This is a genomic window from Mesorhizobium sp. M3A.F.Ca.ET.080.04.2.1 (assembly GCF_003952525.1).
In the GTDB taxonomy this organism is placed as follows: Bacteria; Pseudomonadota; Alphaproteobacteria; order Rhizobiales; family Rhizobiaceae; genus Mesorhizobium.
On the sequence record NZ_CP034451.1, the window covers coordinates 6,071,109 to 6,093,349 of the forward strand.

General features: G+C 63.8%; 23 protein-coding genes and 1 pseudogene. 13 read left to right on the forward strand and 11 right to left on the reverse strand.

The window, feature by feature from the left end; translation table 11 throughout:
* Positions 1-17: 17 nt before the first annotated feature.
* A complete protein-coding gene (locus EJ074_RS28990; protein ID WP_095806164.1) occupies positions 18-791 on the forward strand; it encodes an HpcH/HpaI aldolase/citrate lyase family protein in 774 nt (257 codons plus the stop codon).
* 15 nt (positions 792-806) lie between these two features.
* On the opposite strand, the gene EJ074_RS28995 is transcribed toward EJ074_RS28990, so the two are convergent.
* Positions 807-1,364 carry an alpha/beta hydrolase gene (locus tag EJ074_RS28995; protein ID WP_095806163.1) on the reverse strand — a complete coding sequence of 186 codons (558 nt, stop codon included), beginning with the start codon at positions 1,362-1,364 and terminating at the stop codon, positions 807-809.
* A 196-nt stretch (positions 1,365-1,560) separates the two neighbouring features.
* On the opposite strand from EJ074_RS28995, the gene EJ074_RS29000 reads away from it, so the two are divergent.
* The gene (locus EJ074_RS29000) at positions 1,561-2,373 is read left to right on the forward strand and encodes a VOC family protein (RefSeq protein ID WP_095806162.1); all 813 of its coding nucleotides are present in this window, start codon (positions 1,561-1,563) and stop codon (positions 2,371-2,373) included.
* 79 nt (positions 2,374-2,452) lie between these two features.
* Here EJ074_RS29000 and purB read toward each other — a convergent pair whose 3' ends face one another.
* Positions 2,453-3,760 carry an adenylosuccinate lyase gene (gene purB / locus EJ074_RS29005; protein ID WP_095806019.1) on the reverse strand — a complete coding sequence of 436 codons (1,308 nt, stop codon included), beginning with the start codon at positions 3,758-3,760 and terminating at the stop codon, positions 2,453-2,455.
* A gap of 278 nt (positions 3,761-4,038) precedes the next feature.
* On the opposite strand from purB, the gene EJ074_RS29010 reads away from it, so the two are divergent.
* On the forward strand, positions 4,039-4,293 hold the full coding sequence (locus EJ074_RS29010; protein WP_095806018.1) for a DUF2171 domain-containing protein: 255 nt from the start codon (positions 4,039-4,041) through the stop codon (positions 4,291-4,293).
* Between the two features lie 70 nt (positions 4,294-4,363).
* On the opposite strand, the gene EJ074_RS29015 is transcribed toward EJ074_RS29010, so the two are convergent.
* Both EJ074_RS29015 and EJ074_RS29020 read right to left on the reverse strand, forming a co-directional pair.
* Positions 4,364-5,383: a P1 family peptidase gene (locus EJ074_RS29015; RefSeq protein WP_095806017.1), complete on the reverse strand. Its 1,020-nt coding sequence runs from the start codon at positions 5,381-5,383 to the stop codon at positions 4,364-4,366.
* Positions 5,383-6,453 carry a branched-chain amino acid ABC transporter substrate-binding protein gene (locus EJ074_RS29020; protein WP_095806016.1) on the reverse strand — a complete coding sequence of 357 codons (1,071 nt, stop codon included), beginning with the start codon at positions 6,451-6,453 and terminating at the stop codon, positions 5,383-5,385. Before EJ074_RS29020 ends, EJ074_RS29015 begins: the two co-directional genes overlap by 1 nt.
* A 177-nt stretch (positions 6,454-6,630) precedes the next feature.
* Here EJ074_RS29020 and EJ074_RS29025 point away from each other — a divergent pair, with 177 nt between their 5' ends.
* From EJ074_RS29025 to EJ074_RS29050, 6 genes and pseudogenes are all read left to right on the forward strand, one after another.
* Positions 6,631-7,125: a flavin reductase gene (locus tag EJ074_RS29025; RefSeq protein ID WP_129553938.1), complete on the forward strand. Its 495-nt coding sequence runs from the start codon at positions 6,631-6,633 to the stop codon at positions 7,123-7,125.
* A 115-nt stretch (positions 7,126-7,240) separates the two neighbouring features.
* Positions 7,241-7,408 (forward strand): annotated as a pseudogene (locus EJ074_RS30505) (VWA domain-containing protein); the annotation flags it as partial.
* A gap of 53 nt (positions 7,409-7,461) precedes the next feature.
* Positions 7,462-7,800, forward strand: a complete 339-nt coding sequence (locus EJ074_RS29035) for an XdhC family protein (protein WP_095806015.1) — start codon at positions 7,462-7,464, stop codon at positions 7,798-7,800.
* 6 nt (positions 7,801-7,806) lie between these two features.
* On the forward strand, positions 7,807-8,511 hold the full coding sequence (locus EJ074_RS29040; protein WP_095806014.1) for an XdhC family protein: 705 nt from the start codon (positions 7,807-7,809) through the stop codon (positions 8,509-8,511).
* Entirely contained in the window at positions 8,508-10,130 is a 1,623-nt protein-coding gene (locus EJ074_RS29045; protein ID WP_129553939.1) for a molybdopterin-binding/glycosyltransferase family 2 protein, read from the forward strand. Before EJ074_RS29040 ends, EJ074_RS29045 begins: the two co-directional genes overlap by 4 nt.
* A 111-nt stretch (positions 10,131-10,241) precedes the next feature.
* On the forward strand, positions 10,242-11,099 hold the full coding sequence (locus EJ074_RS29050; protein WP_095806012.1) for an alpha/beta hydrolase: 858 nt from the start codon (positions 10,242-10,244) through the stop codon (positions 11,097-11,099).
* Positions 11,100-11,114: 15 nt separating this feature from the next.
* Here EJ074_RS29050 and EJ074_RS29055 read toward each other — a convergent pair whose 3' ends face one another.
* Positions 11,115-12,164, reverse strand: a complete 1,050-nt coding sequence (locus tag EJ074_RS29055) for a DUF1176 domain-containing protein (RefSeq protein ID WP_095806011.1) — start codon at positions 12,162-12,164, stop codon at positions 11,115-11,117.
* Positions 12,165-12,308: 144 nt separating this feature from the next.
* Here EJ074_RS29055 and EJ074_RS29060 point away from each other — a divergent pair, with 144 nt between their 5' ends.
* The gene (locus EJ074_RS29060) at positions 12,309-12,815 is read left to right on the forward strand and encodes a DUF1993 family protein (protein WP_095806160.1); all 507 of its coding nucleotides are present in this window, start codon (positions 12,309-12,311) and stop codon (positions 12,813-12,815) included.
* Between the two features lie 108 nt (positions 12,816-12,923).
* Here EJ074_RS29060 and EJ074_RS29065 read toward each other — a convergent pair whose 3' ends face one another.
* Positions 12,924-13,088: a hypothetical protein gene (locus EJ074_RS29065; RefSeq protein WP_095806010.1), complete on the reverse strand. Its 165-nt coding sequence runs from the start codon at positions 13,086-13,088 to the stop codon at positions 12,924-12,926.
* A gap of 389 nt (positions 13,089-13,477) precedes the next feature.
* Here EJ074_RS29065 and EJ074_RS29070 point away from each other — a divergent pair, with 389 nt between their 5' ends.
* The 3 genes from EJ074_RS29070 to EJ074_RS29080 all read left to right on the forward strand — a co-directional run bounded on the left by EJ074_RS29070 (position 13,478) and on the right by EJ074_RS29080 (position 16,509).
* A complete protein-coding gene (locus EJ074_RS29070; protein WP_095806009.1) occupies positions 13,478-13,936 on the forward strand; it encodes a hypothetical protein in 459 nt (152 codons plus the stop codon).
* Positions 13,937-14,154: 218 nt separating this feature from the next.
* The gene (locus EJ074_RS29075) at positions 14,155-15,219 is read left to right on the forward strand and encodes an aldo/keto reductase (protein ID WP_095806008.1); all 1,065 of its coding nucleotides are present in this window, start codon (positions 14,155-14,157) and stop codon (positions 15,217-15,219) included.
* Positions 15,220-15,240: 21 nt separating this feature from the next.
* The gene (locus EJ074_RS29080; protein ID WP_129553940.1) at positions 15,241-16,509 is read left to right on the forward strand and encodes a cysteine desulfurase-like protein; all 1,269 of its coding nucleotides are present in this window, start codon (positions 15,241-15,243) and stop codon (positions 16,507-16,509) included.
* Position 16,510: 1 nt separating this feature from the next.
* Here the strand turns inward: EJ074_RS29080 and EJ074_RS29085 are convergent, their stop codons facing one another.
* From EJ074_RS29085 to EJ074_RS29105, 5 genes are all read right to left on the reverse strand, one after another.
* A complete protein-coding gene (locus EJ074_RS29085; protein WP_095806159.1) occupies positions 16,511-17,539 on the reverse strand; it encodes a histone deacetylase family protein in 1,029 nt (342 codons plus the stop codon).
* A 2-nt stretch (positions 17,540-17,541) separates the two neighbouring features.
* On the reverse strand, positions 17,542-17,964 hold the full coding sequence (locus tag EJ074_RS29090) for a GNAT family N-acetyltransferase (protein ID WP_095806158.1): 423 nt from the start codon (positions 17,962-17,964) through the stop codon (positions 17,542-17,544).
* A gap of 181 nt (positions 17,965-18,145) precedes the next feature.
* A complete protein-coding gene (locus EJ074_RS29095) occupies positions 18,146-19,072 on the reverse strand; it encodes a 3-keto-5-aminohexanoate cleavage protein (protein ID WP_095806006.1) in 927 nt (308 codons plus the stop codon).
* An 11-nt stretch (positions 19,073-19,083) separates the two neighbouring features.
* Positions 19,084-20,451 (reverse strand): aspartate aminotransferase family protein, encoded by a 1,368-nt coding sequence (locus EJ074_RS29100; protein WP_095806005.1) that lies wholly within the window; start codon positions 20,449-20,451, stop codon positions 19,084-19,086.
* Complete coding sequence (locus EJ074_RS29105; RefSeq protein WP_095806004.1) at positions 20,448-22,100, reverse strand: N,N-dimethylformamidase beta subunit family domain-containing protein; 1,653 nt, start codon at positions 22,098-22,100, stop codon at positions 20,448-20,450. The genes EJ074_RS29100 and EJ074_RS29105 overlap by 4 nt, the downstream gene beginning before the upstream one ends.
* Positions 22,101-22,241 lie beyond the last annotated feature (141 nt).

The following is a 22,241-nucleotide window of genomic DNA, read 5'->3' on the forward strand; positions in this document are numbered from 1 at the left end:
TCAACAAGGAAGTTCCGATGTCGCTCAAGTCCCGCCTGGCTGCCGATGAAACCCTGTTCACCGCATGGTCGGGAGTTCCGGACGCGCTGACGGTCGAGATCATCGCCAAGCAGGGTTTTGATGCCGTCACCCTCGACATGCAGCATGGCGGCCACCACGAAGACAGCGTGCTGCGCGGCCTGGTGCCGGTGCTCGCCGCGAACAAGCCGGCGCTGGTGCGCATTCCCGTCGGTCGCTTCGACATGGCGAGCCGGGCGCTCGATTTCGGCGCCGAGGCTGTGATCGCGCCGATGGTGAATTCGGTGGCCGACGCCAGGCAGTTCGCCGCGGCGATGAAATATCCGCCGCTGGGCGAGCGTTCATGGGGACCCACCTATGCCTTCCCGCGCCATGGCAGAGGCGACCATGCCGAATGGCTGCGCGACAGCAACCAGCGCACCATGGCTTTCGCCATGGTCGAGACACGCGCAGCCTTCGAGGCGCTCGACGGCATCCTGGACACGCCCGGCATCGACGGCATCTTTGTCGGCCCGTCGGATTTCTCGATCGCCTGGTCGAGCGGCACGACCGTCAATTCGACACTGGAAAGCATGATGGAAACCGTGGCTTCAATCGCCGAGCGCACGCGCAAGGCCGGCAAGCACGCGGCGATCTACGTCATTGAACCGGCAGTCGCCGGCCGTGTCGTGTCGATGGGTTATCGGCTGCTCGCCATGGGTTCCGACCACACGCTGATTTCGCTCGGCGCCAAGACGCTTTTGAAAAGCATGCGGGATTCGATCGGCTCCTGAGCGCCTTGCGCCCGCTCAAGGTTCTTTGAGCTCGGTCATGAACTTGGCGAACGTCATCGAGCCTTCCGGCCACGGGCCAAAGCCGGCATCCTGGTTGAGGTGGCCGGCCTCGCCGGCGTCGATGAACAGCGATCCCCAGGCGGCGGCAATGTCTTCGGCAACCTCGAAGGCGCAGAACGGATCGTTGCGGCTGGCGATCACGATCGACGGAAAGGGCAGGGGATCGCGCAGATAGGGGCCGAAGGTCATCAGATGCCTCGGCCTGATCTCCGGATTGGCAACGTCCGGAGGCGCCACGAAAAAGGCGCCGGCGACCGGCTTCTTGAACTGCGGAATGGCCTGCACCGCCGCCGCCACGCCAAGCGAATGGGCGACGATCACGACCGGGCGCTCGGCCTCGTTGACGGCGTTCGCCACGCTCGCCGTCCAATCCTCGCGCACCGGCTTCGTCCATTCGGCCTGCTCGACGCGACGCGCCGTCGACAGCTTCGACTGCCACCGCGTCTGCCAGTGCTCCGGTCCGGAATTGGTGTAGCCCGGCACGATGAGAATATCTGCATCCTTGACTTTCATGGCGCGCATGTAGCGAGCGGCCTTGTCTCGTGCAACCATGACGGCGGAGGTGGCACATCACAATTGTGAACAACCTGTTCGATTCTTTCCGACTTGTGTGAACGATCGCAGTGGACGATCTGAAGGGAGAAGACGAGGACAACAAACCGGGTTACGCACTTCCCATTGGAGTGGCTGCAGCCCAATGGAGAGTTCGATGAGTGAATTGCCTTTTGCCGCGACCACACCGGTCAGCGTCTCGCGGGTCGGATTGAAGGCGCGTGACGCGGAAAGTCTGGCCGCCTATTACCGCGCCGTTGTCGGCCTGCAGGAGCTGGGCCGCGCCGACGGCGCGATCACGCTTGGCGCCGCCAATCGTCCGCTGCTGGTCCTGGAGCAGGACGCCTCGGCGAAACCCGACGATCCGCACAGTGCCGGTCTGTTCCACACGGCCTTTCTGGTGCCGTCACGCGCCGATCTCGGCCGCTGGATCAGCCACGCCGCCGCCAAGCGGATCGCCATCGAAGGAGCATCCGACCATCTGGTCAGCGAGGCGCTTTATCTCACCGATCCCGAGGGCAACGGCATCGAAATCTATGCCGACCGGCGTCCGCAGGACTGGAAATGGAACGGTGACAGAATAGCCATGTCGACCGAGCGGCTGAACCTGCCGGCGGTTGTTGCCAGCGTGCCGGCAGGCGATGCCGGCTGGCAGGGCGCCCCGGAAAACACCATCGTCGGCCATGTTCATCTTCGCGTCGGACGTCCAGAAGACGCCGAGGCCTGGTGGCATGACGAGTTCGGTTTCGACACGGTGGCCAAATATGGCGGCCAAGCGGTGTTCCTGTCGTCCGGGCACTATCACCATCATATCGGTGCCAATGCCTGGCGCAGCGCCGGCGCCGGCCGTCGCGATCCGTTCCGCTCAGGGCTCGCCTGGGTCGAAATGCGTTCGGACAATGTGAACGCCGAGAGGACACAGGAAGATCCGTGGGGCACGGTGATCAGGACGGTGCCTGGCAAGGCTTGATCCACTTCAAGCCGAGGCCAGCGCCGCCCCTTATCCACCGTTCGGGCACCTTCTCCCTGTGAACGGGGAGAAGGAAAGGTCAAGCCTCTCCAAACACCCGCTTGAAGATCGTGTCGACATGCTTGGTGTGGTAGCCGAGGTCGAATTTCTCGCGGATATCGGCTTCGGGGAGTGCCGCGGTCACTTCCTTGTCGGCAAGCAGTTCCTCAAGGAAATCAGCGCCCTGTTCCCACACCTTCATGGCGTTGCGCTGCACCAGCCGATAAGCGTCCTCGCGTGACACGCCGGCCTGTGTCAATGCCAGAAGCACGCGCTGCGAATGCACCAGGCCGCGGAACTTGTTCATATTCTTCAGCATGTTGTCGGGATAGACGAGCAGCTTGTCGATGACGCCGGTGAGACGCGACAGCGCGAAGTCGAGAGTGACCGTCGCATCCGGCCCGATCATGCGTTCGACCGAGGAATGCGAGATGTCGCGTTCGTGCCAGAGCGCCACATTCTCCATGGCAGGCATGGCGAAGGAGCGCACCATGCGGGCGAGACCGGTGAGATTCTCGGTCAGCACCGGATTCCGCTTGTGCGGCATCGCCGACGAGCCCTTCTGCCCCGGCGAGAAATATTCTTCCGCCTCCAGCACCTCGGTGCGCTGCAAATGGCGGATCTCAGTGGCGAGGCGTTCGACCGACGAGGCGATGACGCCGAGCGTGGCGAAGAACATGGCGTGGCGGTCGCGTGGGATAACCTGGGTCGACACCGGCTCCGGCTGCAGTCCCAGCTTCTTCGCCACATGCTCCTCGACATAGGGATCGATGTTGGCGAAGGTGCCGACGGCACCGGAAATCGCACAGGTGGCGATATCTTGGCGTGCATGCACCAGCCGCTCCAGGCAGCGCGAGAACTCGGCATAGGCCAAGGCCAGCTTGACGCCGAAGGTGGTCGGCTCGGCATGGATGCCGTGGCTGCGGCCGATGGTGACGGTGTTCTTATGCTCGAAGGCGCGGCGCTTCAGCGCCGCAAGCAATGCGTCAAGATCGGCAATCAGGATGTCGCTGGCGCGCGTCAACTGCACGGCAAGGCAGGTGTCGAGCACGTCCGAGGAGGTCATGCCCTGGTGGATAAATCGGGCATCGGGTCCGACGAATTCGGCAAGGTGGGTGAGGAAGGCGATGACGTCGTGCTTGGTGACGCGTTCGATCTCGTCGATCTTGTCGACGTCGAATTTGGCGGCGCCGCCCTTTTCCCAGATGGTTTTCGCGGCCTCTTTCGGGATGACGCCCAACTCGGCCAGCGCGTCGCAGGCATGCGCCTCGATTTCGAACCAGATGCGGAAGCGGGTTTCGGGCGACCAGATGGCGACCATTTCGGGCCGGGAATAGCGAGGGATCATCGTACGGGTCCTGCCTGGGAGAGGTTTTGGCCGCGTCCTAACAGAGGCCGGTCCAATGCTCAACGTCGCTGGCGCAAACCAGATGCTGGCGCGATTGGTGCTGCGAACCCAAGCGGACTGGCGGCAAGCAGGGCAGAGATGCCCCATCGGACTGCGTTTCACCTCCCAATTTCATCACTTCCCTGTACGGGAGGGTGAAAACGTCATTCTGCCGCTTCAGGCACGCATCCAATATCTTCGCCGTCTGTTGTTGTGGACAACGTCAAGGGAGATCCACCATGACCGACGCCAGCGAAATTCGCGAGCATATGGAAGTAATCGGCGCCGACGGCGTCCATATCGGCACCGTCGACAGGGTCGATGGCCGGCGCATCAAGCTGACCAAGGCCGACAGCGGCATGGGTTCCCACAAGGGCCATCACCACTACATTCCGCTGAGCCTGGTGGCCGAGATCGATGGGCAAAAGGTCCGGCTGTCGGCGAACTCGGATGTCGCGGTATCCTTCGAGGAGGAAAAATCCGATCCGACCTGATCGGCGCTCTCGGAGCGTCTTGCCGCAGTTCCGGACGCAAGGCCGCCATGGGCGTCCTCAAGGCTCCAGACTAGCGCGACGACCAAACCGGGAAAATATCTCCTTCGGCGGGTGTCGCGGCAAAGACGCCTCGGGCGATGGCGCGCGCCATGGTGGCGCCCGCCGCCGTATAGAGGTCGATCGCGGCGTCGGCGCTGAGTTCGATGCCGCTGCGGCCGGTGGCGAGCGCAAAGACCAGATCGCCATCGGCCGGCGTGTGCGTCGGCCAAATGGCACGCACGAAGCCGTCATGCGCCGCGATCGCCAGCCGCTTGGCGGCTGACTTGGAGAGCACGGCGTCCGTTGCGATAACGGCAATGGTGGTGTTGCCACCCTCCACCGCCTGCGCCCCGAAACGGCGGTCGCGGAATTTCAACAGGATGCGCCGGGCGTCTTCCGGCATTGGATCGGGATAGCCCAGCGCGCCGAATTCCTCGCCGATCTCGAAGGGAGCGGCCCAGAAATGGCGGCTGCGCCCGACCGTCACCGAGCCGATCGGGTTGACGGCGGCGAGCGCGCCGATGGTGATGCCGCTGTCGAGCAGCGTGGAGGCCGAACCGAGCCCGCCTTTAAGCCCAGAGGTGAGCGCGCCGGTTCCAGCGCCGGCCGTGCCGATGGGGAAATCGACCGCTGCCGCCTGCACCGCCGCATAGCCGAGTTCGCGGTAGGGTGGATAGCGGCCCCAATCCTTGTCGCCGGCATTGCGGAGATCGAACAGGATCGCTGCCGGCACGATGGGCACGCGAAAGCCGCCCACCTCGACGCCGATGTTTCTTTCGCGCAACGCAGCCTGAACGCCTGAGGCCGCATCCAGGCCAAAGGCCGAACCGCCCGAAAGCACAATGGCGTGGACGGTTTCGATGGTGTTGTGCGGTTCGAGCAGGTCGGTCTCGCGCGTTCCCGGCGCGCCGCCCAGCACCTGCACTCCGGCCACCGCCGGCTCATCGCACAGGACGACCGTGACGCCTGATTTCAACTGGGCATCGGCGGCATTGCCGACGCTCAGTCCGGCGACGTCGGTGATCAGGTTGCGCGGCCCGGCGCGGAACATCACTCCACCTCCAGCGGCACGAAATGCGTGCCGTCGAAGCGGTAGACGCGAAATGGGTTCTGGGTTAGGTCGCCCTTTTCGTCGAAGCGGATGGTGCCGATCGCGGTTTCGAAGTCATGCCCGGTCAACGTCTCGGCGAGCGTTTTGCCGGTGCTCTGCGCGTCCGCGAGTGCGGCCTTGGCGATCTCGACCGCCGCATAAGCGGGCAGCGTATACCCTTCCGGAACGATCTTGCTGGCAGCAAAGGCCTGCACCACCGTCTGATCGGCGATCTCAGCCCATTCGGGTGGCGCGATCATCAGCGTGCCGGGAGCAAAAGGCACCTCGCCCGGCGGCGTGCGCAGATTTTCACCGCCGGCAAAAGTGATGCCTGCATTGAGAGAGCCGGCATCGCGGCCCATGATGGCGATGTCGTCGCCATCGCCCCCGGCGAACACCTTCGTGGCGCCGGCCCTCTTCAGCCGCCCGATCAACGCGATCTGGTTGTCCAGTTGGGGCCGAAACGTGTCGACGAAGACCGGCTTCAGCGCCGCCTGCTCCGCGGCTGCGCGCAATGTCTCGGCCATCTCGCGGCCGTAGATCGTTCCGTCATCGACAATGGCGAACAAATCGTCCTTCCAGAGCCGGGTGAGGATCGTAGCCGCCGCATTGCGTTCGTCATCGCCGCGCGGGCCAAGCCGGTAGACCGGCCAGCCGGTCTTGGCGCGCCTGTCGGTCAGGCTTTCGGTGCGCACCCCAACCGTGATGACCGGGATATTGGCATCCTTGAGGATCGGAAGCGCTGCCTCGATCGCCTCGGTGCAGAGAAAGCCGACCACGACATCGACCTTGGCGTCCACGAATTGCCGAGCGGCCGCTGTCCCGCCATCGGCGGTGCAAGCGTCGTCGACGATCTTGAGGGCAAGGCCATTCGCCTGCGCCGCCGGGCTGGCGCCGTTCTCGATCTGCTTGCCAAGGACTGCGGAGGGACCGGAGAGCGGTGCCGCGACGCCGACCAGACCGTCGGCATGGGCGCTGGCGGCCAGCGAGAGCCAGAACAGCGCGGCCAATGTCGTCGTGATATGGCGCATTCGGGCGAAAAATTCCTCTGTGCCGAAGCTATAGTCCGACACTATTCCAGCAAAGACCTAAAGGCTGGCTAAGCCGGGCGCAACACGCGAATTTGCGGATTGCGGTCAAGCACTTCGCTTGTGGCATGCGATATGCCGCCATATATAACGAGCTGGTTTTTGACAGGTGGTCATCAGGTGCTGAAGATCAATGATATAGGGCCGCAGGCGTATCGCGATGCGATGGCGCATTTTGCCGGCCATGTTCACGTGGTGACCACCGATGGTCCCGCTGGCCGGCGGGGCGCGACGGTGATCGCGGCCTGCTCGGTGTCCGACACGCCGCCAACCGTGTTGGTCTGCCTCAACCGCGAAAACCCCAAGAACGAGCCTTTCATCAAGAACGGCAACTTCGCCCTCAACACGCTTGCGTCGGACCAGGAGGCGCTTTCAGCCGGCTTTTCCGGCATGACCGGCCTACCGCCGGAAGAGCGCTTTGCCCTCGGCGAATGGGATGTGATCTCGACCGGCGCACCGACGCTGAAAGGGGCGCTTGCCGTCTTCGATTGCGAGATCATCGACACCAAGGATCTCGCCACCCACCGTGTGCTTTTTGGCAAGGTGACAGGTCTGCGCATCGGCGATAATTTGCGGCCGCTGATCTATCACAACCGCGGCTATCACGTTCTGTGAAGCGGGCAGGCGGCATCCACGGAGACAAGATGACCGCGCCGCGCCTCGCGCCGGAATCGATCGACGAAACGCTCGACCTTTTGACCGGCGCGGAGTGTGTCGCCGACCGCTCGCTGAGGCGGGCGCCCGGGGCGTCAAGGCGATGCTGCCGCATGTCGACGAGTTCCGAGCGGTTCACAATCTCGATGCGCTCGCAGACCTCTGCGCTTCGCTCGACCAGCGCCCGGCCTTTTCAGTCGACCCGCGCCGCTGGCTCAGAACTGGCGGGAAGCGCGCGGAGTAGCCATATGTTTGCCGGGAGCGCGGCGAGAGAAACAGATTTTGCGAGAAGCGACGATGGCCAAGAGCATTTATCTCGATGAGGCCCGCGATCCCTTAATTATCGCGGAAGGCTGGATGAAGGACGGCAAGGATGTCGCCATCGCGACCGTGGTCGAGACCTGGGGCTCGGCGCCGCGTCCGATCGGCAGTCATCTGGTCATCGACGCCGAAGGCAATTTCCACGGCTCCGTCTCCGGCGGTTGCGTCGAGGGCGCGGTGGTGACGGAGGCGATCGACGTCATCGGCTCGGGCAAGGCAAGAATGTTGGAGTTTGGGGTCGCCGACGAGACCGCCTGGCAGGTCGGCCTGTCCTGCGGCGGCCGCATCAAGGTCTATGTCGAGCGGCTGGGCTGATCATTCATGGACCCCTATGTCCTGAAAACCTTGAACGAAGAACGCCGCGCCCGGCGTGCCGCGGTGCTGGTCACCGATCTCGGTGACGGCCGCGACCGCGTCGTGCGCGAGGGCGATCACGTGGCAGGCGATCTCGGGGCAGCGGTCGCCACGGCATTCCGCACCGGCAATTCCGCATCCGTCGAAGTGGAAGGCCGCAGCTTCTTTCTCAATGCGCATCTGCCGCAGCCGCGCCTCGTTGTGATCGGCGCAGTGCATATCAGCCAAGCGCTGGCGCCGATGGCCAGGATCGCCGGCTATCCGGTCGAGATCATCGATCCGCGCACGGCCTTTGCCACGCCCGAGCGCTTCCCGGATGTCGCACTATATGCCGAATGGCCGCAGGACGTGCTGAAGCGTGAGCCGCTCGACAGCTACACCGCGCTTGTCGCGGTGACGCATGATCCGAAGATCGACGATTTCGCGCTGAAGGCAGCGCTCGATGCCGGCTGCTTCTATGTCGGGGCGCTCGGCAGCCGAAAGACCCATGCCAAGCGCGTCGAGCGCCTGCTGGCACTGGGCGCCGGCGCCGATCAGATCGCCCGCATCCACGCGCCGATCGGGCTCGACATCGGCGCCGCCAGTCCGGGCGAGATCGCCGTCGCCATCCTTGCGCAGACGATCGGTGCATTCCGCTCGCGCGGCCTGGAAGCGAAAGGCGCCGTGGCGTGAAGTTCGGTGCGGTCCCGATCGATGAGGCGGAGGGCGCCGTGCTTGCCCACGCGACGGCGGCTGGCGGGCGGCGTTTGCGCAAGGCGCACAGGTTGAGCGGCAACGATGTCGCGGCGCTGAAGGCGGCCGGCGTCAGGGAAGTCGTTGCCGCGGTCCTGTCCGCCGATGATCTCGGCGAGGATGCGGCAGCCGAAAAAATCGCCGCCGCGATGAACCACCGCAACGTCGAAGTGAAGCCGGCAGCGACGGGGCGGGTCAACCTGCATGCCGGAACCGCCGGCGTCTTCACCGTCGATCCCAAGATGATCGACGCCATCAATGAAGTCGATCCGGCAATCACCATCGCGACGCTGGCGCAGCATGCGCCGGTCGAGAAGGGCCAGATGGTGGCGACGGTGAAGATCATTCCTTTTGCCGTCGCGGCGAGCCTGGTCGATGCGGCGGTGAAGATCTGCGCCGGCGGCGAAATCTTCGCCGTCCACGCCTATCGACCGGTCAATGTCGGCGTCATCCAGACAGTGCTGCCCGGCATCAAGTCGAGCGTGCTCGACAAGACGCTGCGCGTCACCGACGCGCGGCTGGCGCGCTCCGGCGGCCGGCTGACCGCGGAACGCCGCACGCCGCATGAGGTCGCGCCGGTGGCGGAAGCAGCGACCGCGCTGGCGCGCGACAACGACATGGTGGTGATCTTCGGCGCTTCGGCCATGAGCGATTTTGCCGATGTCGTGCCGGCCGCGATCGAGAAGGCCGGCGGAACCGTTGTCCGCGCCGGCATGCCGGTTGATCCCGGTAATCTGCTGGTGCTGGGCACGCTAGCCGGCAAGCGCGTCATCGGCGCTCCGGGGTGCGCCCGGAGCCCCAAGGAGAATGGCTTCGACTGGGTGCTTGACCGACTGATCGCAGGGCTCGATGTGACGGCCCGCGACATTGCCGGCATGGGCGTCGGCGGATTGCTGATGGAAATCCCGACAAGGCCGCAGCCGCGCGAGCCGTTGCCGGTCTCACAATCGGCAGGATCGGAGCCGAGGGTCGATATTGTTCTTCTCGCCGCCGGGCGCTCCAGCCGCATGGGTGGGCCGAACAAGCTCCTGGCGCTGTTCGACGGCGAGCCGCTGGTGCGCCGTACCGCCGAGCGGACGCTGGGATCGAAGGCCGTCAGCACCATCGTCGTCACGGGCCACCAGCGGGAGCGCGTACGTTCCGCGCTTGCCGGTCTCGACTTGACGCTCGTGGATAATCCGGATTTCGCCGATGGCTTGGCTTCGTCGTTGAAGGCGGGCATAGCGCGGGTCGCGCCTGACGCCGCCGGTGCCATGATCGTGCTTGGCGACATGCCGGGGGTTTCGTCGAAGGATATCGACAGCCTGATAGACGCATTCGCCAAATCTGGCGGCCGCGCCGTGGTACGCGCCGCGCACCAGGGCAAGCGCGGCAATCCGGTGCTGCTGCCGCGTTCGCTGTTTTCCGCGGTCGCGCATCTCGAGGGCGATACCGGCGCGCGCCATCTGGTCGAGGTCGAGGGGCTCGACGTCATCGATGTCGAGATCGGGCAGGGCGCCTCGATCGACGTCGACACGCGCGAAGCGCTGGAAAGGGCGGGCGGCGTCCTGCAGGATTGACAAACCGAAGCCAAATTTCGCATGGCTCGACTTATGGTTCTCCATTTGACGTCCCGTCCGTGCTTACCCCCCTCTGGCCAGAGGGGGGCGTGCCGCGCTGTTCTCGCAGGAATGCTTTTCTTGTTTTCCACGGCCGCCAACGCCGACACGTTTTCGTTGAAACCTTTCAAGGACGATCTTTTCGCCTATCCGGCGACGCTGTCGACCGGCGACAATGGCGCCTACATGGTGCTCGATTATCGCGAGATGCGCGATATCAACCAGCGCGACGAGGTGCCGGAAAAGCGCGTGCATGCGGAATATACCGATCCCGGCGTGCGCAAGACGCAGCAGGATATGATGCTCAAGACCGATGCCGGCGATGTCCGGCATGTGGCGGTCGGCAAAACCGAGGGCGCCGCCATCATCGTGCTTTACCTGCACGGGCAGGGCGGCAGCCGCAAGCAGGGCGTCGACGACTTCACCTTCGGCGGCAATTTCAACCGCATCAAAAATCTGATGGCGGAAAATAGCGGCCTCTATCTGTCACCGGATTTTTCCGATTTCGGCGACAAGGGCGCAGCGCAGGTGGCGGCGCTGATCGATCACTATGCCGAGAAATCGCCCAGCGCCAAAATCTTCGTCGCCTGCGGCTCGATGGGCGGATCGCTGTGCTGGAAGCTTGCTGCCCGCAACGACACCGGCCGGCGCATCAACGGGCTGTTGCTGCTCGGCTCGCTGTGGGACGAGAGTTTCCTCGTGAGCCCCGCCTTCAGGCGCCACGTCCCGGTCTTCTTCGGCCAGGGCAGCAAGGACCCGGTGTTTCCCATCGAGAAGCAGGAAGCCTTCTTCCGCTCCATCATCGCCAGATCGAAAGCCTATCCCTATCCGACCCGCTTCGTACGTTTCGAGACCGGCACGCATGGCACGCCGATCCGCATGGTCGATTGGCGCGGCACGCTGAACTGGATGCTGACCAAGGCGCCTTAGGCCTGACAGCGTCGCTCAGGGCGGCGTGTTGTAATCCAGAACCGTTTCGGGATTGATCTCGCCGTCGTAGGACGCATCGACGTCATACTGCACCAGCGAGAAATTGCCGTTGCGGAACAGGTAAGTGCCACTCGACGAGGCATCGCCGACCCCGCGCCATTTGCTCATCGCGGTGATCGTCTGGGTCTTGTCGTCATAGTCCGAATTGACCAGTTGATCGTCAGTCTGGAAGCCGATGATGTGGATCGACTCGACCTTGCCCTCGCTGTTGTTGTTCTCGTAGCGGATGTCGAGCTCCGGCGCGGCGAACTGCAACTGCCTGACGCCGGACACATCGTCAGAGATGTAGTAGACCGCGCTCTCATTGTAGGCGGCCATCGAGCAGAAGAAGCGGAACAGCCGCGTCTCGCGCTCCGGCTCGTCGGCCCCCGCGTCCTTGTCCTTGTAATGGATGGAGTAGGCGGAGGGCTCGGCGACCGGCTTGCCGTCCGGCGTCTGCTTGTCGCACTGGTCGCCATAGGTCGCGACAAAGGCCTTCCTGGCCTGCTCTAGTGCTTCATCCTTCTTCGGCGGCGGTGGGCCGTCCCCGCAGCTTGCCGGCACAGCATGGTCGAAGTCCTCGCTCGACGGCTTGAGTGCGCCTTTGTCGATGAAGATCGGCTGGAAGGGAGGCTCCTGGATCTGCGTGTTGACCTGGCGCAGCGTGTAGCAGCCGGCGAAGACCTTGGCCTCGCCCTTATTGTCGGTCGCCTGGATGGCAACCGGAACATTGTAATAGATGCTGCCGGCGGTACCTTCATCCGATACCGCACCGGTCTTGACCTCGACGGTGTCGGTGCCGTCATAACCCTTGACGAAAGTGTTGAAATCCTTGGCCGGCTTTGTGTCGCCGTAATATCCCCAGGCGCGGGCGAACTCATGCCGGTTGATCGCGCTGTAGAGCGAGCGGATGACGGCTGCCGCGTCCGACCGGTCGTCGAGATAAGGTGCCTCGGCGGCGTTCGCCAACTGGCCGATGCTGGCAAGGGAGAGCAGGGCAGTCGCTGCCAGAGGGACGCGTCTCATCGGGAATCTCCGCTCGATAACGAAAACACTACCACGTCGATTGCGGCGATGCGGTGACGCTTCGGGAAGGGCTGCTTGAAGAATCGGGCCGCGAAGCGCTAGCTCATGGACCGCGGCGCTGGGGCCGACTGGAGAGATACTCACGTGACCATATCGATGTACGACATATGCGTGCCGGTCTTTTCGGCGCGGTTGAAGGCGCTGTCCAATGTCCTGTCCCTGGCAGAGCAGAACGCTACCGAGCGAAAGATCGACCCGCATGTGTTCCTGACGGCAAGGCTTGCGCCGGACATGTTCGCGCTGATCCGGCAGGTGCAGATCGCCACCGATCACGCCAAGGGCGCGCCGTCGCGGCTTGCGGGCCGCGAGGTGCCGAAATACGAAGACAATGAAGCCAACTTCCCCGACCTGCAGGCGCGCATCGCCAAGACGCTCGATCATCTGGCGACATTCTCGGCGGGTGACCTGGATGGCTCGGAAGAGCGGACGATCAAACTGCGGCTAGGCGGACGGGAAGTCACGATGCAGGGCATGCACTACTTGCTCAACGCGGCCATGCCGAATTTCTATTTCCACATCACGACGGCTTACGACATCCTGCGGCACAATGGCGTTCCGCTCGGTAAGCAGGTCTTCCTTGGAAACCGGTGAGCGGACATCGGCGGTTCCCAGATGTCGCCGTGAACCTCTCTTTTGCTCGAAACTTTGCGCGATGCCGCCCGACAGGGCGGCACTTGCCGGAACCGCTCCGGCGCGCTTTCAGCGCACTGACATTTCGCGAGCGATACGCGGAAAATCCGCCGGCTTGATGCCGATATCGGCTCGATCGGCGTTGCTCATCGCGTGCAGAAGCGCGAGTGCCGCGCGGTAACGCTGCTGCTCCGCCGGCCGCGGCCGGGCGAACATTTCAGTGAAGAACCCCATTCCTCAGGCCCCTAGTTGATCCTCCACGGCCCAAGGATAGGTGATTTGCGTTGTTTGTGCAGTGCAGCAATTGCATGGCTGCCATGCCCAGAGGTTTTTTTTCGTCACAATCGAATTTTTTCTGAAACTTTTACGGAAGCTGGAACGTAGCCCACGGTGCTGGCATTGGGCCGGCTTTTCCTCGCCACTCCTGGCGACCCTGCCGGGCTGCAGCAGATGCAGTCCGGCCCTTTTGACCATGTGCCCTTGGCCTCGCAGGGCAAGACAATTCTTAATATCGGCGGCATGCATTCTTAACGAGACGGCCCTAAGCTCTCGAACCGACAGCGCACGCGGCCGCGACAAAGGAGGCTGAGATCGGCACCGGGAGCAAGCGGGATTTCGCTTCGTTGCTCGACGACCTGTTCGTCGCCTCCGAGAAGGGCGAGGAAGAGGGCGCCCGGCCGTCTATTCCGTTCGACTATCTATCGGTGGCGGATGAGCTTCACTCCGGACGCATCAAGGTTTCCGGCGAGAGCTTTGCCGCCGAATATCGCGAGGCCGGTGCTGATCTTGCCGCCGAATTCGGGGCGCTTCTCGATCAGGCAAGGCTGACGCTCGCCGCAGAAGAGCACCGGCCGGAAGAACAACTGCCGCCGATCGATCCCGAATCGATTGCTGGCGAGCTCGGCCTCGACCGTCCGGGCAAGGCTCCGGATTTTGGCCGTATCCGGCGCAATTTCGCCTTCGCCAACCATCCCGACCGCGTCGCCCCTCATCTGCGCCAGCGCGCCATGATCCGAATGCAGGTGGCCAATATGCTGATCGACGAGGCCAAGCGGCGAGCCTTGGCAGCAGCGCGGCGCTAAAGCACATCGCGCTGAAACGGATCCAGGCGACGCGCTAGATATTTGTCTCTATGCACGTCGTCTCGCAAAACCGCTGCACACTTTTGCGCGACATGCAGAAGACACTCGGCGTTCACGCAAAAGTCGGCGCCGGCGGGGTTGGAGAACCTCCGGCCTTTGCTTTATGCTTGGATTTCCTCCCAGCGCAGTCGCGCAAACCATCCCGCCGGAGACATTCAATGCACAAACGCCGCCTCGGTCGGACCGATCTCCTTGTTTCGCAAATCTGCCTGGGCTCGATGACCTGGGGTCAGCAAAACACCGAAGCGGAAGGTCATGCGCAGATGGATCTGGCTTTCTCGCGCGGCGTGAATTTCATCGACACGGCCGAGCTTTATCCGATCCCGCCCAAGGCAGAGACGCAGGGGCGGACCGAGAAGATCATCGGCAGCTGGATCAAGGCGAAGGGCAACCGCGACAAGGTTGTCATCGCCTCGAAAGTGGTCGGTCGCACGGCCAATAGCTGGTTTCGCGGCGAACGGCCTTCGAAGCTGGTCCGCGGCGATATTTTCGATGCGATCGACAAGTCGCTTGCCAAGCTCGGCACCGATTACATCGATCTCTACCAGATCCATTGGCCGGACCGGGATATTCCCTGGGGCTCGAATCCCACGCGGGTCGGCGCGCCGCGACGCGCCGATGCCGCAGAGGCTCCGGCAGGCGAGACGCCGATTGCCGAGACGCTCGCCGTTTTCGAAGAGCTGGCCAAGGCCGGCAAGATTCGCCACTTCGGTTTGTCGAACGAGAGCTCCTGGGGCGTCATGCGCTACGTCACCGAGTCCGACAAGGGCGTCGGGCCGCGCGTGGCGTCGCTGCAGAACGCCTACAATCTCGTCAACCGCACCTTCGAGGTTAACCTGGCCGAGGTCTGCGAGCGCGAGCAGATTGCCTTTCTTCCGTACTCTCCGCTGGCGCAGGGCTATCTGACCGGCAAATACGATCACGGCGCGCGGCCGCCAGGTTCGCGCTCGCAGCTCTTCAATCGCGGCCAGCGTTACGAGACGCCGAACGCGGCTGAAGCGCAGCTCGAATACAGCGAGCTGGCGCGCTCCTTCGGAATGGAGCCGGCGCTGTTCGCCAACGCCTATGTGGCGAGCCGGCCGTTCGTGACCTCGAACATCGTCGGCGCCACCAGTGTCGCGCAGCTCGATATGGCGCTGTCCTCGGTCGAGGTGACCTGGACCGAGGATATGCAGAAAGCGGTCGACGCCATCCATCAGCGCGTCGGCAATCCTTGCCCGTAACGGCAATTTAGGGGGAGGTCTATGGCGAGCTTTCCGATCGAGGCCGTGCGCGGCAAATTTCCGGCACTTTCACTGACCGACAAAGGCCGCCGCCGAATCTATCTCGACAATCCTGCCGGCACGCAGGTGCCGCAGGCGGTGGCCGATGCGGTGTCGCGCTGCCTGCTCACGACGAATGCCAATCTCGGCGGGTTCTTCGAGACGACGATCGCGGCGCAACAGGTGGCCGACGACGCCCATGCGGCTATGGCCGATTTCCTCGGTGCGGCCAGCGCCGAGGAAATCATCATCGGCGCCAACATGACGACGCTCACCTATCACATGTCGCGCACGCTCGGCCGGACCATGAAGACGGGTGACGAGATCATCGTCACGCGCATGGATCATGAGGGCAACGTCTCGCCGTGGCTGCAGCTTGCCGAGGATCTCGGCCTCGTCGTGCGCTTCCTGCCATTCGACGAGCAGAGCTGGCAGATCGAGGAGGCCGCCTTGCAGGCGCTGGTTTCGCAGAAGACGCGGCTTGTGGCGCTGAACTACGCCTCGAATCTCACCGGCTCGATCAATCGCGTCAAGGCGCTGACGGCCGTCGCCAGACAGGCCGGCGCGTTGGTCTACGTCGATGCCGTGCAGTTCGCGCCGCACGGGTTGATCGACGTGCAGGCGCTCGGCTGCGATTTCCTGGTCTGCTCGGCCTACAAGTTCTTCGGGCCGCATTTGGGCATATTGTGGGGCCGCCGCGACATGATCGATGCGCTGAAACCCTACAAATGCCGCTGCTCCTCCAACGGCTTGCCGGAGCGGTTCGAACTCGGCACGCCGCAGATCGAGCTGATGGCCGGGCTGACCGCAGCGGTGGACTATTTCGCGGATCTCGGCGCGGCGGCCGGCGAGGGCGGTTCGCGGCGGCAACGGATCGCCAAGGCGTTCGAACTGTCCATCGCTCACGAGAATGGGTTGGTCCGGCAATTGATCGAAGGATTGTCCGAAATCGAGGGCTTGAGCATCCGCGGCATCACCGACCCGGGACGCGTCGGCCACCGGGTGCCGACAGTTTCCTTCACCGTTGAAGGGATCGCGCCGGAGACGATCGTGCGTCAGATGAACGCCGACAACATCTTCCTGTGGTCAGGCCACAATTATGCGTGGGAGATCGTTCACCAGCTTGGCATCCCGGCCGAGCAGGGCGTCGTGCGCATCGGCATTGCGCATTACAACACAGCGGCCGAGATCGAAGAGGCGCTGGAAAGCGTGCACCGCGTTGTCGCGATGCTGCGGCAGGAGCGTTCCTGACTCAGCTCCGCCTGCCGCCGAAGCCGGTCAAGAAGGCAGTAAGGTTCTCGCCGAGTGCATCGCAGAGGTAGCCGCCTTCCTGGACGATCACCGTCGGCAGACCGAGCCCGGCAATCGCCTCGCCGATGCGCGAGAAGCCGGGCGTGGTCACGGAAAGGCCGCCGAACGGATCGCCCTCGAATGCATCCAGGCCGAGCGCCACCACCAGCGCTTCGGGCGCAAAGGCGCGGATGCGCTGGAAGGCCGCAGCCAGCGCTTCCAGGAATGCCGCGTCGCCGGATTTGCGCGGCAGCGGCAGGTTGAAATTGTAGCCGAGGCCGGCGCCTTCGCCGCGCTCGTCGGCGTGGCCCCAGAAGAAGGGATAGAAGCGCACCGGATCGGCATGCAGCGAGACCGTCAGCACGTCGGGCCTGGCGTAGAAGATGCCTTGCGTGCCGTTGCCGTGATGCAAGTCGACGTCCAGGATCGCGACACGCGCCGCTTGTCCGCGCAGCACCTGCGCGGCGACCGCCGAATTGTTGATAAAGCAGAAGCCGCCGGCGACATCAACGAAGGCGTGATGCCCCGGCGGACGGCAGAGCGCATAGGCCGAAGGTGCTCCCGCCAGCACGGCTTCCGCCGCCTCCACCGCGCTCCAGGCGCTCCACAGCGCGGCGTTCCAGGTCTCTGCCGAGATCGGGCAGGCGGTGTCGGCCATGTGATAGCCCGCCTGGCCGACCGCAGAGGCCGGATAAGAGCCATTGCGGGCTATCGGGTGGATGTTCGGGATGACCTCCGCCGAGGCGCCTTCGATGCGCTGCCAGCGCTCGAAAATGTGCTCCAGAAAGTCGAGGTATTCGGGCGAATGCACCGCGGCGATCGGGGCGAGGCCAAAGTCTCTTGGACGTTCAATCGCCAGGCCAGCGGCTTTTGCACCGGCCAACAATCTTTCGATACGTTCCGGCTTCTCGGGATTTGGCTGCTGGGCGCCGCTGGAGAGAAAGGCCTTCGGGTCGTGATGCTTCTGTTCCTCGGCATAGAATACTTTCATCATCATTCCTCCGGCGCGTCGGCAAAGGCGCAGAACGCGTCGCCGACGATCTTGTGAACCTGTTCATAGTTCGCCCAGCCAATGCCCAACCGCTCATAGAAGGCCTTGGCAGTGTCGTTGTCGGTGTCGACGGAGAGCCTGAGATAGACGCCGCCGGCGGCGCGGCACTCCCTGGCCACGCGCCGCAGCAGTTTTTCGCCGATCCGCCGGCCACGGAAGCGGTCCTCGACATAGAGGTCCTGCACATAGACACCGGGCCTCCCCATCCAGGTCGAGAAGATCGGGAAATGCAGGCAGAGCCCTGCAAATTCGCCGTGTACCTCTGCGATCAGGGTCGAGAAGGCGGGTTGGTCGCCAAAGCCGTAGCGGCTGAGGTCTTCCGGCGTGGATTTGATCTCCTGATGTGCGCCGATATGGGTGCTCATGCGGAGCAGGGCTGTGTGGATGGTGTCGACGTCATCGATGCGGCCCGGGCGGAGGAGAACTGCTTTGCTCACGATAGGTAGGGCGCCCAGGCACCCCCCTCTGGTCTGCCGGACATCTCCCCCTCAAGATGGTCGGCAGACCAGAGGGGGGTGATGCTGGGCGCCGTCATCTCAACCATCCTCAAAACGCCACGCGGTCGCCGCCCTTGAGCGCAAGCATTTCGCGCGCTTCGGCAGGCGTGGCCACCTCCAGCGACAGGCCCTCCAAAATGCCGCGGATGCGGCGGACCTGGTCGGCGTTCGATTTCGCCAATTGCCTTCCGTCATAGAGGCTGTCCTCCAGCCCGACCCGAACATTGCCGCCCATGGCGGCTGCGATCGAGATCAGCGGCATCTGATGACGGCCGGCGGCCAGCACCGAGAACTGATAGGTGTCGCCGAAGAGTTTGTCGGCTATGCGCTTCATGTGAATGAGGTTGTCCGGATCGGCGCCGATGCCGCCGAGAATGCCGAGCACGAACTGCAGGAACAGCGGCCCTGACACCAGACCGCGGTCGCGCAGATGCGCCAGCGAATAGAGGTGGCCGACATCGTAGCACTCGAATTCGAAGCGCGTGCCGCAGCCCTTGCCGAGCTTCTCCAGGATCATTTCCATGTCGGCAAAAGTGTTCTTGAAGATCGCGTCGCGCGTCGCCTCGAGCAGCTTCGGCTCCCATTCGTGCTGCCATTCACGCGGCCGCTCCAGCATTGGAAACAGACCGAAATTCATCGAGCCCATGTTGAGCGAACACATTTCGGGCTGCGCTCGCAACGGGGCCGCCAGGCGCTGTTCGAGCGTCATCAGCGACGAGCCGCCGGTGGTGATGTTGATCACCGCCGCTGTCGCCTGCTTGATGCGCGGCAGGAACTGCATGAATACGTCCGGATCGGCGGTCGGGCGGCCGTCCTTCGGGTCGCGGGCATGCAGGTGCAGGATCGAGGCGCCGGCCTCGGCGGCGGCGATCGCATCTTTCGCTATCTGGTCCGGCGTCACCGGCAGATGCGGCGACATCGACGGCGTGTGCACCGAACCGGTTACCGCGCAGGTGATGATGACTTTTCCTGGCATTTCCTTGCGCCTCAGCGATTGACTGGCAGATCAAGTTCGATGGCAAGTGCTTCCAGCGCGTCGGAGAGGATGGCGATAATCTCACCGATCTGGTCGCGGGTCGTGATCAATGGCGGGCAAACCATGAAATTGTCGCTCACCGGCCCGCCACGCACGCGCCGTGAGTAGATGATCAGTCCGCGATCGAACGCCAGATCGATGAGCCGCAAATTGGCGTTGAGACTTTGGGCGAGCGGCGTCTTGGCCACGGGGTCGGCGTAGAGTTCCGCACCCATGAACAGACCCTTGCCTCGCACGTCGGCTATGAAAGGAAAGCGGCCGGACAGCGCTTCGAGCTCGCCCCTCAGCACCTCGCCCATGGCGGCGGAATTCTCGATCAGGCCCAGGCGGTCGACTTCGTCAAGGACGGCAACGCCGGCCGCGCAAGCGACAGGGTTGCCGCCATAGGTATGGCCATGCAGGAACCCGCCTTTTTCAACGATCGGCCCGACGATCCTCTGCGTCGCCGCAAGCGCACCGAGTGGCGCATAGCCTGAGCTCAGCCCTTTCGACAGCGCGACGATATCCGGCCGGCAGGACCAGTGATCACCGCCCAGGAATTTGCCGGTGCGTCCGATGCCGGTCATCACCTCGTCATGGATAAGCAGGATGCCGTAGCGATCGCAGATTTCGCGGATGCGCGGAAAATAACTGTCGGGCGGGACGAGCGCCGCGGTCGCGGCGCCGCCAATCGGCTCCATGATGAAAGCGAGCACGCTTTGCGGCCCTTCCTCCAAGATTTTCTGCTCAAGCATGTCCGCATAGCGGATGCCTCGCTGATCCATCGACAGGTTGTCGAGGTCGCGGTGCGCATAGGGGGCCGGCACCAACGGCATGGGCCGGCCGACCGGGTCGAATGTCTTGGTGAGGACGTCATCGCCAGTGACGGCGAGCGTGCCGAGCGTGATGCCATGATAGGAGGGCATACGCCCGATGACTTTCCAGCGTTTGTCCTGGCCCGTCGCCACAGCCCATTGGCGCGCGAGCTTGAGGCAGGCCTCGACCGCTTCAGAACCGCCAGACACGAAATAGATGCGGTCGAGCCCGTTCGGCAGCCGGTCGGCCAGCGCCCGGGCGAGTTCGATCGCTGGTTCATTCTCAAACTGGAAGATGTAGGCGAAGCTGACGCGATCCAACTGCCGCTTCATCGCCTCGATGACGTTGCGGTTAGCGTGACCGACATTGACGTTCACTGCGCCGCTCGATCCGTCGATGTAGCGACGGCCGATCTTGTCCCACAAGTAGATGCCTTCGGCTCGGTCGACCGTCGGCTGGGGCCGCCGGGTAAAATGGAAAAGGTTCGGTCGGCGGTTGGTTTCAACGGACTGCACGGCGCTCATTCACCTCTCTTGTCGAGGCCAAGATAGCGGTCGAGGACATTTTTCGTTACGCGTTCGACCATCGCGTCTTGCCGCAGCAGGCCGGCGACCCATTCGCAGCTTCCGGCATGGAAAACCTCGCCCTTGCCGCGCGGGAAGTTGACGATCATGCCGTTGCCGCGCTTTACCTTGTCGAGATTGGCGTCGCTCGCCTCGCCGAACAAAGTCTCGGCAGTGAAGCGGCCATCCTCGTCGGTGAGGAACTGGTCCTCGATCGGGATGTCGGCGCTCTCCTCGACCTGGCTCGCCATGCCGACGGCCAGCACCTGCAAACCGTCCGGCGCGCCGCTGGCGGCGGTCGGGTAGGGCAGGCCGCCGCGGATCTCGAAATCGAGCCCATCGACCTCATAGCCATAGACGTGGCTGTCGGCGCCCAGCAGGTCGCCATAATAGATGCCGGTGCCGGCGAAGGCCCAGTGCTCCGGCCTGTAGACGGGGAAGCCGCGCGCGCCGCGCGGCGCACAGCCGCCCCAGCCGGCATAGACCCCTCGCGTTGCATTGAGGCCGAATGTGGCGCTGCCCGGTCGGCCGATCTCCGGCGCCTCCCAGGAATTGGTGGCGCGTCTGACATCGCTTCCGCGATAGGCCGGGTCCTCGGCGCGGGCCTTGTACTTGTAGCAGACCTGGCGGCGGCCTTCGTCCTCCAGCCTGGTCTGCCACATGAAATTGCCGGCAAAGCGCGCCGCATGACCGCCGCACTCGACATAGTCATCGACCGCGTCGCGCATCTCCCAGGTCCAGTATTCGTCATGACCGACGAAGACGACGCAATCGTAGCCGTCGAGAATCTCAGGCGAGAAATGCAATTCGTGCTGGCTGGCGAGATCGATTGCATAGCCGGCGCGCTCGGCGAAGCGGAAGAAATGGCTGTCGTAGCTCGCCCATCCTGAAGAGGCGTATTTCTTCGAATGGCCGGTGGCGTAAGCCCATTCCATATGTGGATAGCGCGGCACGGTCTTGGGCGGCACCGCGACTTCCAGCGGCACGCGCGGCGCATCCTTGGGCAGCACGACGAAGCCGCGGCACCAGGGGCGCTGCGTCGACACCGTCGTGGCATATTGGTCCCGGTCCGGACCGGTGATGCCCTGGTAGTGGTTGGAGCCGCCCCAGGTGTTGTAGGCAAGCCAGGTGCCGGTCGCGGCCACCTGCAGCAAGCGGCCGGGCTTGCGGCCGGGCAGGGGTGCTACGATGAAGAGGTGATGGCTCCGGATCGGCTTGCCGCCGCGTCCGACGGCCGAGACCGTGACGCGATAGGCGCCGGATGGCCAGTCGTCGTCGATGCGGAATTCGAAGGAAGGTTCCCAGCCGCAACCCTCGACCGAGCATTGGTCCGGCGTGTCCTGCCAGCGTGCCGTCAAGCTGGTCTTCGCGAGGAGCTTGGTCTCGCCGCCGCCGTCGCGGGTGACAACGATGCTAAAATCCGACGCCGTCGAGCTGACATGCAGGCTCACCGTCTCGCCTGGGCGATAGGAAAAACGGTCGCTATAGCACCAGATCTCGCCGCTCGAGCCATCCATTCCCGGCCATTCGTAATAGTGGCCGCGCACCGACTCTCGGCGCTGCTCGGGCGTCAGCCCGAAATCGGGAAACTCGGTGGGCAGTCGCGTCAATGGACACCTGAAACCAACATGCCGTCATTGAGACCATTGGCCGGCCAAGCGTCAAATGGAAACGATCGGGCCAGCCAGCGCTTGGCCATTGGCGGCAAAGGGATTATCTCATGCTGAGGGATGTTCAGTATCGGGAGCCGA

Excerpts from the sequence above, each read along its gene's own strand:
- EJ074_RS28995 (WP_095806163.1), bottom strand. The coding sequence starts at position 1,364 with ATGAAAGTCAAGGATGCAGATATTCTCATCGTGCCGGGCTACACCAAT.
- EJ074_RS29085 (WP_095806159.1), bottom strand. The coding sequence starts at position 17,539 with ATGAAAGTATTCTATGCCGAGGAACAGAAGCATCACGACCCGAAGGCC.
- EJ074_RS29075 (WP_095806008.1), top strand. The coding sequence starts at position 14,155 with ATGCACAAACGCCGCCTCGGTCGGACCGATCTCCTTGTTTCGCAAATC.
- EJ074_RS29020 (WP_095806016.1), bottom strand. The coding sequence starts at position 6,453 with ATGCGCCATATCACGACGACATTGGCCGCGCTGTTCTGGCTCTCGCTG.
- EJ074_RS29015 (WP_095806017.1), bottom strand. The coding sequence starts at position 5,383 with ATGTTCCGCGCCGGGCCGCGCAACCTGATCACCGACGTCGCCGGACTG.
- EJ074_RS29010 (WP_095806018.1), top strand. The coding sequence starts at position 4,039 with ATGACCGACGCCAGCGAAATTCGCGAGCATATGGAAGTAATCGGCGCC.
- EJ074_RS29055 (WP_095806011.1), bottom strand. The coding sequence starts at position 12,164 with ATGAGACGCGTCCCTCTGGCAGCGACTGCCCTGCTCTCCCTTGCCAGC.
- EJ074_RS29035 (WP_095806015.1), top strand. The coding sequence starts at position 7,462 with ATGGCCAAGAGCATTTATCTCGATGAGGCCCGCGATCCCTTAATTATC.
- EJ074_RS28990 (WP_095806164.1), top strand. The coding sequence starts at position 18 with ATGTCGCTCAAGTCCCGCCTGGCTGCCGATGAAACCCTGTTCACCGCA.
- EJ074_RS29050 (WP_095806012.1), top strand. The coding sequence starts at position 10,242 with ATGCTTTTCTTGTTTTCCACGGCCGCCAACGCCGACACGTTTTCGTTG.
- purB (WP_095806019.1), bottom strand. The coding sequence starts at position 3,760 with ATGATCCCTCGCTATTCCCGGCCCGAAATGGTCGCCATCTGGTCGCCC.
- EJ074_RS29040 (WP_095806014.1), top strand. The coding sequence starts at position 7,807 with ATGGACCCCTATGTCCTGAAAACCTTGAACGAAGAACGCCGCGCCCGG.
- EJ074_RS29095 (WP_095806006.1), bottom strand. The coding sequence starts at position 19,072 with ATGCCAGGAAAAGTCATCATCACCTGCGCGGTAACCGGTTCGGTGCAC.
- EJ074_RS29090 (WP_095806158.1), bottom strand. The coding sequence starts at position 17,964 with ATGAGCACCCATATCGGCGCACATCAGGAGATCAAATCCACGCCGGAA.
- EJ074_RS29065 (WP_095806010.1), bottom strand. The coding sequence starts at position 13,088 with ATGGGGTTCTTCACTGAAATGTTCGCCCGGCCGCGGCCGGCGGAGCAG.
- EJ074_RS29100 (WP_095806005.1), bottom strand. The coding sequence starts at position 20,451 with ATGAGCGCCGTGCAGTCCGTTGAAACCAACCGCCGACCGAACCTTTTC.
- EJ074_RS29080 (WP_129553940.1), top strand. The coding sequence starts at position 15,241 with ATGGCGAGCTTTCCGATCGAGGCCGTGCGCGGCAAATTTCCGGCACTT.
- EJ074_RS29000 (WP_095806162.1), top strand. The coding sequence starts at position 1,561 with ATGAGTGAATTGCCTTTTGCCGCGACCACACCGGTCAGCGTCTCGCGG.